The 12,693-nt window shown below is 36.0% G+C and carries 14 protein-coding genes; 5 read left to right on the forward strand and 9 right to left on the reverse strand.

What is annotated here, in order from left to right:
- Positions 1-62: 62 nt before the first annotated feature.
- The 4 genes from BUE84_RS00585 to BUE84_RS00600 form a co-directional block, all read right to left on the reverse strand.
- Positions 63-425 (reverse strand): hypothetical protein, encoded by a 363-nt coding sequence (locus tag BUE84_RS00585; RefSeq protein WP_238594338.1) that lies wholly within the window; start codon positions 423-425, stop codon positions 63-65.
- 19 nt (positions 426-444) lie between these two features.
- Positions 445-1,095: a hypothetical protein gene (locus tag BUE84_RS00590; RefSeq protein ID WP_079240085.1), complete on the reverse strand. Its 651-nt coding sequence runs from the start codon at positions 1,093-1,095 to the stop codon at positions 445-447.
- Positions 1,096-1,167: 72 nt separating this feature from the next.
- On the reverse strand, positions 1,168-1,854 hold the full coding sequence (locus BUE84_RS00595) for a response regulator transcription factor (protein WP_002982671.1): 687 nt from the start codon (positions 1,852-1,854) through the stop codon (positions 1,168-1,170).
- Between the two features lie 136 nt (positions 1,855-1,990).
- Positions 1,991-3,535 carry a sensor histidine kinase gene (locus BUE84_RS00600; protein ID WP_079240086.1) on the reverse strand — a complete coding sequence of 515 codons (1,545 nt, stop codon included), beginning with the start codon at positions 3,533-3,535 and terminating at the stop codon, positions 1,991-1,993.
- A 201-nt stretch (positions 3,536-3,736) separates the two neighbouring features.
- On the opposite strand from BUE84_RS00600, the gene BUE84_RS00605 reads away from it, so the two are divergent.
- Positions 3,737-4,228 (forward strand): SRPBCC domain-containing protein, encoded by a 492-nt coding sequence (locus BUE84_RS00605; protein WP_079240087.1) that lies wholly within the window; start codon positions 3,737-3,739, stop codon positions 4,226-4,228.
- 115 nt (positions 4,229-4,343) lie between these two features.
- On the opposite strand, the gene BUE84_RS00610 is transcribed toward BUE84_RS00605, so the two are convergent.
- The 4 genes from BUE84_RS00610 to BUE84_RS00625 all read right to left on the reverse strand — a co-directional run bounded on the left by BUE84_RS00610 (position 4,344) and on the right by BUE84_RS00625 (position 8,224).
- On the reverse strand, positions 4,344-4,685 hold the full coding sequence (locus BUE84_RS00610) for a hypothetical protein (RefSeq protein ID WP_079240088.1): 342 nt from the start codon (positions 4,683-4,685) through the stop codon (positions 4,344-4,346).
- Positions 4,682-6,730, reverse strand: a complete 2,049-nt coding sequence (locus BUE84_RS00615; RefSeq protein ID WP_079240089.1) for a S9 family peptidase — start codon at positions 6,728-6,730, stop codon at positions 4,682-4,684. The genes BUE84_RS00610 and BUE84_RS00615 overlap by 4 nt, the downstream gene beginning before the upstream one ends.
- A 171-nt stretch (positions 6,731-6,901) precedes the next feature.
- Complete coding sequence (locus BUE84_RS00620) at positions 6,902-7,642, reverse strand: uroporphyrinogen-III synthase (RefSeq protein WP_034691594.1); 741 nt, start codon at positions 7,640-7,642, stop codon at positions 6,902-6,904.
- Between the two features lie 12 nt (positions 7,643-7,654).
- Positions 7,655-8,224 carry a DUF4271 domain-containing protein gene (locus BUE84_RS00625; protein WP_238594340.1) on the reverse strand — a complete coding sequence of 190 codons (570 nt, stop codon included), beginning with the start codon at positions 8,222-8,224 and terminating at the stop codon, positions 7,655-7,657.
- A 341-nt stretch (positions 8,225-8,565) separates the two neighbouring features.
- Between BUE84_RS00625 and BUE84_RS00630 the strand changes: the two genes are divergently transcribed.
- The 4 genes from BUE84_RS00630 (at position 8,566) to BUE84_RS00645 (ending at position 11,972) form a co-directional block, all read left to right on the forward strand.
- On the forward strand, positions 8,566-9,282 hold the full coding sequence (locus BUE84_RS00630; protein WP_079240090.1) for a polyprenol monophosphomannose synthase: 717 nt from the start codon (positions 8,566-8,568) through the stop codon (positions 9,280-9,282).
- A gap of 5 nt (positions 9,283-9,287) precedes the next feature.
- The gene (locus BUE84_RS00635) at positions 9,288-9,656 is read left to right on the forward strand and encodes a DUF4296 domain-containing protein (RefSeq protein WP_238594341.1); all 369 of its coding nucleotides are present in this window, start codon (positions 9,288-9,290) and stop codon (positions 9,654-9,656) included.
- A gap of 66 nt (positions 9,657-9,722) precedes the next feature.
- Complete coding sequence (gene tgt, locus BUE84_RS00640; protein ID WP_079240092.1) at positions 9,723-10,853, forward strand: tRNA guanosine(34) transglycosylase Tgt; 1,131 nt, start codon at positions 9,723-9,725, stop codon at positions 10,851-10,853.
- 6 nt (positions 10,854-10,859) lie between these two features.
- On the forward strand, positions 10,860-11,972 hold the full coding sequence (locus tag BUE84_RS00645) for an LptF/LptG family permease (protein WP_034691587.1): 1,113 nt from the start codon (positions 10,860-10,862) through the stop codon (positions 11,970-11,972).
- Here the strand turns inward: BUE84_RS00645 and BUE84_RS00650 are convergent.
- Positions 11,966-12,679, reverse strand: a complete 714-nt coding sequence (locus tag BUE84_RS00650) for a biotin--[acetyl-CoA-carboxylase] ligase (protein WP_079240093.1) — start codon at positions 12,677-12,679, stop codon at positions 11,966-11,968. The genes BUE84_RS00645 and BUE84_RS00650 overlap by 7 nt on opposite strands.
- Positions 12,680-12,693: the final 14 nt, after the last annotated feature.

The raw sequence follows: 12,693 nt of genomic DNA on the forward strand, positions 1-12,693 counted from the left end.
AAAAGTTTAAATTAATTAAAAAACAGTTCACTATAATACATAATGAACCCTTGATGTTTTAATTAACCTATCTTGGGCGGTTGCCAGATTTCCTTTAAACGGTCTGAAAGATAAGGATCTGAATAGTGAAACTGAGGATTCTTATTGGCTTTGTAATAAGACAGTTCCAACCGTAGATTTTTTGAGAATGGGGTTTCAATAAAAGTGTAGCAGGCAACACATGATGAGCAGCAGTCATCTTTACATGATTTTGTTTTATCATGGTTACTGTCTTTTTTTGAAGAATGATTTTTACAGCAGTCCATTTTTTTGGAAGACTCTGCTTTACAGCATGTTTCCTGTGCCCCTTGCGCATAGAAGTTATCCTTGGGAATCAGAAAGACTCCCAGGCAAAACACTATTGCAAGTAGGTGAAACAGCTTCATCTCTGCAAAAATACAAAATTTATGGCAAAGGATCACCAACTTTCAAAGAACAGCTGTGCCACGGCTCTCCATGGGCAGGATTCAATTTCGGTTTTTCACCCATTGCGAGATTCTGTGCTGCAGGTGCAGGAGCCGGAGTTGTCTGTACTGAATTTTGAGCCGGTTGCTGTGTTGGTGCAGGTTTACTGCTTAATGGCTGTCCTACGGGAATATCACAACGGTGTCCAGGCTGTCCGTGCGGAGGATTCATTCCCGGAGCGGTTTTTACCTGTTTTCCGTTGTTATCAAGGGTCATTTTTCCTGGTGATACAGCATTTGGATCAATTTGAATCGTATTCCCTCCATTTACATTTACATTTACATTTTGTGTAGCAGGAGTAGCTGCTGCCGGAGCACCATTCAGAGGTTGTCCTACTGGTATATCGCATCGATGCCCAGGTTGCCCGTGTGGAGGATTCATTCCCGGAGCTGTTGCCATAGGAGCAGGAGTAGAATTGGATTGGATGCCTGCCTGATCCATCAGAGCAGTTTTTGAGGTGGTATTTAGGGCTACGTTGGGCTGGCCAGCGTTGGCTTCTTCTTTTAAATAAGTAGCTCTTTCATCCTTTTTACAAGATGCAGCTAATAATGATACGGCGATCAAACTTATAAATGTATTCTTCATATCCATGGGTATGAAACAAAATTAGCAAAACATTTTCAATTGTTTTGCTAATTTTATACTTATAATTTGATTTTTGGATTAATTTTTTACCAAAAGTCTAAACCCTTCTCCGTGAACGTTGATGATTTCTAATCCTTCGTCGTCTTTTAACAACTTACGAAGCTTGGCAATATAAACGTCCATACTTCTTGCTGTAAAATAATTTTCCTTTTTCCAGATCTTTCTTAAGGCAAGATCTCTTGGCATAAAATCATTTCTGTGGATGCAAAGAAGTTTTAATAATTCATTCTCTTTAGGAGAAAGTTTGTATTCTTTATCACCTACTTTTAGCTGTCTCAGCATAGAGTCGAAGAAAATATTGCTGATTTTAAACTGCTCCTGTTCTTCATTTTCCAAGGTAGAACTTCTCTGAAGAATAGCTTTTATTTTGTATAAAAGAAGTTCAGTATCGAATGGTTTTGTAATATAATCATCCGCACCCAGCTGATATCCTTTCAAGATATCTTCTCTCATGTTTCTTGCAGTAAGGAAAATGATAGGTGTATTTTTATCAATCTTTTTTACGTCTTCCGCTAATGAAAATCCGTCTTTTTTAGGCATCATTACGTCAAATATGCAGATATCGAATTCATTTTCTGTAAATTCTTTTAGTCCCTGCTCCCCGTCAGTGGCAAGAGTTACTTCAAAATTATTGATGGTCAAATAATCTTTAAGCACCGCCCCGAAACTCTGATCGTCCTCTACTAATAATATTCTGTTGCTCATAATTTTAATAATTAAAAATTAACAATTAAGAATGAACTTCCTCACTCTATCTTCTATATTTTGATATTTGGTTTAACCTTTTTATTTTTATAATTGATAAACGATCATTGATGACTTATCATTTATCATTTGCATTTTATCCCATTGGCAGCTTTATCGTGAACGTACTTCCTTTTCCTTTATGAGAGTCTACGATAATCTGTCCTTTGTGCAGTTCTACAATTTTCTTCACGTAAGAAAGACCTAATCCCTGTCCTTTTACGTTGTGAATATTTCCGGTTTCTTCTCTGAAGAACTTCTCGAAAATTTTGGTTTTATTCTGGGTATCCATTCCCATTCCTTTATCGGAAATTTCAATCACGTACCAGTGTCCTTCATTTCTTGTTTCTACATGTATTTCCGGTGCTTCAGGAGAGTATTTGTTGGCATTATCGAGTAAGTTCACCAGCATATTCGAGATGTGGAATTCATCTATTTTAAAATTATAATGGGTAGCATTAAATTTCTGCGTAAGCGTTCCGTTTCTTTGCTGTACAATCAGATTGAAAGATTCTGTTGTCCTTTTGATTAATTCTCTTACGTTGGTTTCTTTTAAGAATAATTCTACTTCATTTCTTTCAAGCTTAGACATATTGAGTACGTTTTCCACCTGCTTTTTCATCCTTAAGTTCTCCTGCTTGATCAGTTCGGAGTAATATTTTACCTTGTCCGGATTGGTGGCTATTTTGTCATTAGCTAATGAATCCGTAGCCACAGAAATCGTTGCCAATGGTGTTTTAAACTCATGGGACATATTGTTGATGAAGTCTGTTTTCACTTCAGCAAGCTTTTTCTGTCTCATCATATAATTGATGGAAATAATATAAATCCCAAGAATCGTAAGAAGAGATAGGAATGTTCCCAGAAGCATGGGCCAGTTGTTCATCGCAAGAGAATATTCTTTTTTAGGGAAGACTAATGCGAGGCTGTATAACGTATTTTTCTTATCGGCAAAAAGAGGAAAGCTGTAGGTATTACTGTCTTTTTTCTCTTTGTAAGCCTTATTGGCAATGCTTGTAAGTTTATTGTTGCGGTCCAGAACTCCATATCCGAATTTGGCCGTAATACCTCGGATTTTAAGCTCTTTTGCAATAACAGAGTCCAGCGTTTTCGGATCCACTCTTTTAGTAATAGGAAGGTTGTTTCCATATACTTTGACGAATTCTTTCATGGAGTAATCTCCTGTCTCAATCTCCTGATTGATATCTTGCGTTAAAAGTTCGCGATTAGTGGTATCTCTTTTTATTTTATAGGCGGCTTCATCTGTATATAAAGTGGTCAGCTTAATAGAATCTCCTTTTTGGGAAATTGGAAGCTGTGTTTTTTCAATAATATTTTTAGAATAGATAATCTGTCTCTGAGTACCGGAATCCTCCACTTGCTGGATGGTGGTTAAAGATGGCTGCTTGCTGTTTGCCAGAATATTTTTTCTGAAATCTTTATAATCCTGATTCAAATATTTATCTGCCTCAATCTCTTCAATACTTTTTGAAGTACTTTCCAAAACTGCATACACTTTATTTGAAAAATCCTGTTCCAGTACGCCGTAATAGCCTTTCAACCAATAAAATTGGAGCGTTACAAAGACAATCAGTGAGATTGTCATAAACACTGAAATTATTGGGATGAATTTGTTATTCATTATGTAATTATATAGGTTTTGGAAAAATGAATGTTAAAATTAATTGTTTTAAGAGTACATAAACAAAAAACGAGCCAAAAAATTGTTTTTTTTCTCTTAAAAGAGTGTTTTTTAACAATTATTTATGAATTATCCTTTAGTTGTCATATGAAAAGTGGCTTTCCATAAATAAAGTGCTAACTTTATTAAAAATAAATATTTATGGAATCTAATATCATTTTCAACAAAGATTTTGATGCGTCCAGCACTTACGTCATGAAGATTTATAAAGCTGATGTTTCAACAGTGTGGAAGTATTTTACAGAAGCCGAATTATTGGACCAGTGGTGGGGACCCAAGCCCTGGAAGTGTGAAACAGTAAGTCAGGATTTCAGGGAAGGAGGAATCTGGATGTATGCAATGGTAGGGCCCAACGGAGAAAAAGGACCTATGTATTCTAAGACTCAATATGGGGAGATAATGGAACACAGAAGCCTTGACTGGCTGAGTGCTTTCGCTGATAAAGAAGGAAATATCAATGAAGATTTTCCAAGGTCAAAATGGCTGATCGGTTTTACAGGAGTGGAAGAAGGTACTAAAGTAACCATCAACATCCATTACCATTCTCCTGAAGTGATGAAAAAGCTCATGGACATGGGATTTGAAGAAGGATTTAAAATGGGGCTGAATCAATTGGAAGAATTAATTGGATGAGTTTGAAGATGTAAAAAATACTTATTTATAAAAAAGAGGATTTTCCATTGGAAAATCCTCTTTTTATTTATCGACAGGGATTAACTTCCTGTTTCTTTCTTCAAACCTCCAGCCTTTATAAAAGCTCTTCTTCCTGAAAGTACTGTATAATTGCCTTTTTCATAAGCAAAGTCTGCTCATTAGGCTTTAATTCCGGGAGTTCTTCCAGGCTTTCAAACTGTGGCCATCCATCTTCATAGTGGGTGAATTTATAATATCCAAAAGGTTCAAGCAATCTGCATACTGCAATATGAATCAGGTTTACCTTGTCTTCTTTCGTATATTTTTGTTGGCCGCTTCCCAGCTCCTGTAGCCCTATCAGAAATAAAAGGGTTTCAATGGGCGGATTCTTCTCAGTCTGAAAATTATCTTCGAAGAACTGTTCTATTTTTTTCCAATATTCGGATTCGTTAATCATTCTTTTTGATTTTCTAGTTTTAATAAAAATGCGAATTCCAACGCATCTTCCTTCAGAGATTCAAATCTTCCGCTTGCTCCTCCGTGTCCGGAGCTCATGTCAGTTTTAAATACTAACATATTATCGTCTGTTTTTAATTCTCTCAGTTTTGCTGTCCATTTTGCCGGTTCCCAATACTGCACCTGAGAATCGTGGAATCCTGTAGTGATCAGCATGTGAGGGTAATCTTTAGCCTCTACATTATCATAAGGAGAATAGTCTTTCATATAATAATAATATTCCTCGTCGTTAGGGTTTCCCCATTCGTCATATTCTCCGGTTGTCAAAGGGATTGTATCATCAAGCATCGTAGAAACAACATCTACAAATGGCACCTGTGCCACAATTCCGTTGAATAACAGAGGTTCATAATTCACCACAGCACCTACCAGTAGACCTCCGGCACTTCCTCCCATCGCATACATGTGTTTTGATGAAGTATAATTTTCCTTAATTAAGTATTTTCCTGCGTCAATAAAATCAAAGAATGTATTTTTCTTGAATAGCATTTTTCCGTCCTCATACCATTCTCTTCCCAAATATTCACCACCGCGAATGTGAGCAATAGCATAGATGAAACCTCTGTCCAGTAAAGATAATCTTACATTCGAAAAGCTGGCATCAACAGTATGCCCGTAGCTTCCGTAACCATACAGAAGAAGCGGAGTGTTGGCAGATTTTTTGGTATCTTTATGATATACCAATGAAATAGGAACTTTAGTTCTTCCATCTCTTGAGTCTGCCCAGATTCTTTCTGAAATATAATTTTCAGGAACAAATTTTCCACCCAAAACTTCCTGTTGTTTCAGCAGCTTTGTAGTCTTGTCCTTCATGTTATACTCATAGGTGGAACTAGGCTGTGTAAGGGATGTGTAACCGTAACGTAAAATCTCTGTATCAAATTCCAGATTGATGCCGATGTAAGCTGTATAAGTAGGGTCTGAGAACGGTAAGTAATAAGATTCCTGTGTTTTCTCATCGATAATTTTGATCTGAAGCAGTCCTCTTTCCCTTTCTTCCAATACCAGATAATCTTTAAAGATTTCAAAACCTTCCAATAAAACTTCAGCACGGTGTGGAATAACATCAATCCAGTTTTCCATACCGCAGTTATCAATCTTTGTTTTTACAATCTTAAAATTGATAGCATCATCAGCATTGGTAATGATATAAAACTCATCTTCATAATGCTCTACGGAATATTCAAGGTCATCTATTCTTGGCTGGATCACTTTCCATTCTGCAAATACATTATCAGAAGGGATAAAACGATGTTCATCAGAAATAGTGCTTGAGCTGGCAATGAAAATATATTGTAAAGATTTTGTTTTAAATACGTTTACATCAAAAGTATCATCTTCTTCATGGAAGATCAGTATATCCTCTGCAGAATCGGTTCCCAGCTGATGTCTGTACACCTGAAATGCACGAAGGCTTTTGTCTTTTCTGATATAAAAAATATGCTGGTTATCATTTGCCCAAACAGCTTTTCCTGTCGTATTAGGAATAGTATCCGGCAGGATTTCTCCGGTTTTTAAGTTTTTAAAATTAAGGGTGTAAATTCTTCTTCCTACATCATCCGAAGAAAAAGAGGCCAGTTCGTTATTGGGGCTTACTGCCACACTTCCTACCTCAAAAAACTCTTTGTCTTCTGCCAGAATATTAACGTCAAGTACAATTTCCTCTTCGTTTTCAAGACTTTTAAACTTTCTGCAGAAAATAGGATATTCCTTACCTTCTTCATAACGTACAATATACCAGTACTCATTAAAGAAATAAGGAAGAGACTCATCATCCTTTTTATAACGGGCTTTCATCTCTTCGAAAAGCTCTTCCTGGAGAGTTTCCGTATCTTTCATGATGAATTCTTCGTAGGCATTTTCTTCCTCGATGTATTTGATCACTTCAGGATTTTCCCTTTCATTCAACCAAAAGTAATTATCGGTTCTTTTATCGCCGTGGGTTTCTAATATTTTTTCTATTTTTTTTGCCTGTGGAGCTTTCATCCGGGTATTTTTAATTTTTTATTGAATAGAATCTGTGTTCATACTTTTCTTCTGAAAGTAAGTGATTTACACAGAGATTCCATCAATGTTAATTTTTGTTCAAATTTAGGTAAAAAAAAACCATCTTTCCTTTATTGAAAAGATGGTTCATTGTATTTTTATAATTAAAGACTATTTATGAAGTGCTTTAATATACTTTTCAAGGGCCATTGTCATAGAAGGTGTTTCCTTCGTAGGTGCCATTAAATCTACTTTTAATCCTGCTTCTTCTGCGGCTGCCAAAGTTGTGTTTCCAAAAACTCCGATCTTTGTTTCATCCTGCTTGAAGTCAGGGAAATTTTGTTGTAGCGATTTGATTCCCTGCGGACTGAAGAAAATCAGCATGTCATAATCTTTGACATTGATATCTGTAAGGTCGCTGCATACGGTACGGTACATAATTGCTCTTGTCCAGTCTACATTAGATGCATCCATGGTTTTTACAATATCCGGACTTAAAACATCTGAAGATGGCAACAGATATTTTTCAGTTGGGAATTTTTTGAAAAGAGGAAGCAGGTCTGAGAAGTTTTTCTCCCCAAAGCTGATTTTTCTTTTTCTGTACACAATATGCTTTTGAAGGTAGTTGGCAATTGCTTCCGACTGGCAGATATATCTCATTGTATCCGGAACGGCAAAACGCAATTCCTCTGCTAGTCTGAAGTAATGGTCAATCGCATTTTTACTGGTAAAAATAATACCGGTATACTGCGTCAGATCTATTTTCTGTGTTCTGAGCTCTTTATTGTCAACCCCTTCGACGTGGATAAATGGACGGAAATCAATCTTTATTTTTTCCTTCTTCGCTATATCCAAATATGGAGAAGACTCACTAGGCGCTGGTTGAGAAACCAATATAGACTTTATTCTCATCATTGACTTTTATTAAAAAAATAACAACTTCCAAAGCAATAATAATGGTGCGATTTGGAGGGTGCAAATATACAAAAATTTATAATACCATTTCTCGGGAAGAATCTTGTTCTTGTGAAATAAATAGAAAAAGACTTTGAAAATGAATACAAAAGCGAAGAAGCAGAAATAATATAAAAACATTTTATTTCTGTCTATCGGGAAGTAATAATGGGCTACACAAAGAATTATTAGCAAAAATGAAAGAATGAAATAAAATTTTGTGGAGGTAAAATAAAAAATAGTCCATTTTTTTCCATCCCCTATACTTTGGTAAAATAGAAATCCTAATGTTGACTTTGTTAAATAAAAAAGCAGCACTGCCAGCAATGTATATCCAAATTTATTAAGCTGATATCCCAGAAGTTGAAGATCTGCAATATATTTCGGTACTATAGGTACATACTGTGAAATTAATACAGACAGGGTAAGTGTCGTTACACAGGAAGTGATAATCCAGCTGGGAAGATTGTTGCTTGCATCAAAATATTTCTGAAGCAGAAAATCTTTGAGGCTGGCATCTCTTTCTATGACGTTCATCATAAAAACATATAAAAATATACAGCCCACAAGGATAAAGATTACCCAATCATTGTTCTCAGGTATTCTTACGTGATTGATGAAGTGTTGTGATGATGGCAAAATTTAAGTTTTTTTTATTTATTATTTAACTTCATATAACACAGCCCGGCACAGATTTTCCTGTCACCAGATCCATGAATCTGCAGTTAAAATATTTGCTCTCATCGATTTTACGTATTGTTCAGATCTGTTGAATAAAAGTTTCTGTTTCATCCGCTTAATCCCCGAGAAATATTTTTGCAAAATTATAGATTATTTTGTATAAAATAAAAAGGTTAAATAAACTATCTTTGCAAACTGAAATGAAAAAACTCGTCATCATCCCGACATATAACGAAAAGGAAAATATTGAAAATATTATTTCCGCAGTTTTTGCATTGGAGGACGACTTTCATATCTTAGTCGTAGATGATTCTTCTCCGGATGGAACTGCAGAAATTGTAAAAGAACTGCAGAAGAAACATCCGCATTATCTGCATCTGTCCATAAGACATGTAAAAGACGGATTGGGAAAGGCATATATCCACGGGTTTAAATGGGCCATCGAAAATAAATATGACTATATTTTTGAAATGGATGCTGATTTTTCACACAATCCTAACGATCTTCCGAAACTTTTTGAAGCATGTAAAAATGCAGATATGGCGATCGGTTCCCGTTACTCAAAAGGAGTGAATGTAGTGAACTGGCCTATGGGAAGAGTGTTGCTTTCTTATTTTGCATCAAAATATGTAAGGTTTGTATTAGGACTTCCAATTCATGATACGACAGCAGGATTTGTTTGCTTTTCAAGAAAAGTATTGGAAGAAATAGGATTGGATAATGTAAAACTGAAGGGATATGGATTTCAGATTGAAATGAAATTCAGAGCTTTTAAAAAAGATTTCAGAATTGTAGAAGTTCCTATTATATTTACCAACAGAATTTTAGGAGAAAGCAAAATGAATGGTGGAATTATCCATGAAGCTGTTTTTGGAGTGCTGAACTTAAAATGGAAATCAATCATCAACAGATTATGAAACTGATGAAAAAGTTAATCTTTATTTTCGTTTTGTTGGGTTTGCTTTCGTGCGGTGATTATATTGATAAGCCTAAAGATCTGATTGATAAAGATATGATGGCAGAAATCATTGCCGATCTTGCAATCAACGATCAGGCTATTTTTGTATATCCTGACAAAAATATGGAAGCAGGAACACGAGCTGTTTTGAAATCACATAAGGTAAAGCCTGATGATTTTGTAAATAGTTTCAAATACTATGTAATTAAAGAAGAAATGGATGGGATCACCAATGATGCTCAGGAAATATTGCTGAAAAAAGATCCCAAAGCAGATAAATATGTAAAGGAGAGACTGAAACAGAATGGTCCTGTAATGCCTGTAGTAAGGTAAAGTCAGACTGAAAGTTTCTGTCACACAAAATCACTGGCAAAAACAGTGCTTTAAAAAAGTATAGAGATGAAATTTTTTAATATAGAAAAAACCTCTGAAGGAAAAGCAAGAGCAGGGGAAATTACCACAGATCACGGGAAGATTCAAACTCCTATTTTTATGCCTGTGGGAACTGTAGCAAGTGTGAAAACAGTTCATCAGAGAGAATTAAAAGAAGACATTAAAGCTCAGATTATTCTGGGAAATACTTATCACTTATATCTTCGTCCGGGCATGGAAACGATGCAGGATGCAGGTGGTTTACACAAATTCATGAACTGGGACCTTCCTATTCTTACCGATTCAGGAGGATTTCAGGTATTTTCACTGGCGAGTAACAGAAAAATGACGGAAGAAGGTGCGAGATTTAAATCTCACATCGATGGAAGTTATCATATGTTCTCTCCGGAAAGATCAATGGAGATCCAAAGACAGATCGGAGCCGATATTTTCATGGCTTTTGACGAATGTACTCCTTATCCTTGTGATTATAACCAGGCGAAATCATCTATGGAGCTTACTCACCGTTGGCTGAAAAGATGTATTGAATGGACGAATGATAATCCTGAATTATACGGACATAAACAAAGGCTTTTCCCGATTGTTCAGGGATCTACTTATTCTGATCTTAGAAAAATCTCTGCAGAAGTGATTTCTGAAGCAGGAGCAGAAGGAAATGCTATCGGAGGACTTTCCGTTGGAGAGCCTGAAGAAGAAATGTACAGAATCACTGACGAAGTGACAGATATCCTTCCAAAAGAAAAACCAAGATACCTGATGGGAGTAGGAACTCCCTGGAACATCCTGGAGTCTATTGGGTTGGGAATTGACATGATGGATTGTGTAATGCCAACAAGAAATGCAAGAAATGCAATGCTTTTCACGTGGCAAGGGGTGATGAACCTTAAAAATGAAAAATGGAAGCGCGATTTTTCGCCTTTGGATGAATTCGGGACCAGTTTTGTAGATCGTGAATATTCAAAAGCGTATCTTCGTCACCTGTTTGTATCTAAAGAATATCTGGCAAAACAGATTGCTTCGATTCATAATCTGGCATTCTACCTTGATTTAGTGAAAGTAGCAAGAGAACATATTATGGCAGGAAATTTCTATGAATGGAAAAACTCTGTAGTACCGGTTCTTAGACAAAGACTGTAAGAGAATATGCTTAAAATTGTAGACAGATATATCATTAAAAAATACCTTGGGACTTTCAGTTTCATGTTGGTATTATTGTCTATAGTCGTATTGGTAATCGATGTTCAGCAGAAGATTCCAAGGATAGAAAATGCCAAGGCCATTGACCCCAAACTGGATCTGACCTATTTTCTTATCCATTTTTATCCTTTCTGGATCATCAATCTTGTGGTGACTTTCCTTTCCATTCTGGTATTTATTTCGGTGATCTATTTTACCTCCAGAATGGCAAATAATACTGAAATTGTTGCTATTATTAGTAGTGGAGCCAGCTTTCACAGGTTTTCCAAGCCTTATCTGGTAACCTCTATTTTTATCGGATTGATTGCTCTTGTGGTATATCATATGGTGCTGCCGTGGGCCAATATCAAGAAAAATGAACTGGAAGCATATACTTATAATGCCGCCAATAAAGAAAAGATTTTAGGAACAGCACCTGCTTCTTCACAGCTAAGTAAAACGGAATATATTTTCGTTGATTCATGGAATAAAAGAGAAAAAAGAGGGTCTAGTTTTGTCTATCAGAAATATGATAAAGACAGAAAAATGACCTATGAGCTGAAAGCAAGTGAAGTATATTGGGATAAAGCAAAAAAACAGTTTGTTTTAAATAATTATCTGGAAAAAACTATCAATAAAGACAATACCGAAAAGCTCGGAAACGGAATAGAATTAAGGAAAAATTACGGTCATTCGCCGGAAGAACTTTTCCCTAACGAGCTTTTGGGGCAAAATAAAACCACACCGGAACTTTTGAAATTTATTGAAAGAGAAAAAGAAAGAGGAAACAGCAACCTGAACTCTTATCTGAATGAACTTCACCAAAGAACTTCAATGCCTGTTTCAATTATTATTCTGACATTCCTGGCACTTTCCCTGTCGTCACAAAAGAAAAGGGGAGGATTAGGAGTTAACCTTGCAATAGGGATCTCATTGGCCTTTATTTTCGTGTTTTCATTCGAGGCTTTAAAAGTGGTCTCAGAAAATAAAAGTTTGTCTCCGGCTGTAGCCATGTGGCTGCCTAATATGGTGTTTTTACCACTTACCCTTTATCTTTATATCAAGAGAGCCAATCAATAAAGGAGTTTTACTTCTTTGTGATAAAAGGAATGCATTCCGTCTTCCAGTTCGATCCAGAGTTCACCCTTTTCGTCTGCATGTCGGATGATGCCATTTTGTCGCTCTTTTTCAATTTCAAAAACGGAGATCTGATCCTTTCTGAAAAGGTTTTTATTAAATCCATCCAGAATTTCCTGATCTGAAGGTATATTTTTAAGATTTTCAGACAAATATTCATGAAGGTTGAATGCAAGCTCTTCTAGGTCAAACCGGATCCCTGTCTGTGTGAGAAGTGATCCTGCATTGGAAATTTTATCAAAATTTTCCTGAAGGATGTTGATCCCGGCTCCGATAATGAAATAATTATTTTGATTAATTTTTTTCTTTTCTATTAAAATTCCAACGATTTTTTTACCTTTAAGGATAATATCATTCGGCCATTTGATTTTTACCTCAGAGTCAGACAATTTGGCAAGGAAATCCCGGATCAGCATTGCGGTATAATAATTGAACATAAAGTCGGAGCACAGGATGTTCTGAGTATTCACTGCCAGCGTATAAGCCAGATTTTTTCCGGCAGTCTGAGTCCAGATATTTCCATACTGACCACGGCCTTTAGTTTGATTAAAAGTATGAAGGCCTATAAAATTTGAATCTCCGTAAAGTAAAAACTTTGATATTTCGTCATTAGTAGAAGAACATTCTTTCAGGTAGAAGAGTTGGCTCATTTAAGAAAACTTTA

This window comes from Chryseobacterium indologenes (assembly GCF_002025665.1).
Classification (GTDB): domain Bacteria; phylum Bacteroidota; class Bacteroidia; order Flavobacteriales; family Weeksellaceae; genus Chryseobacterium; species Chryseobacterium metallicongregator.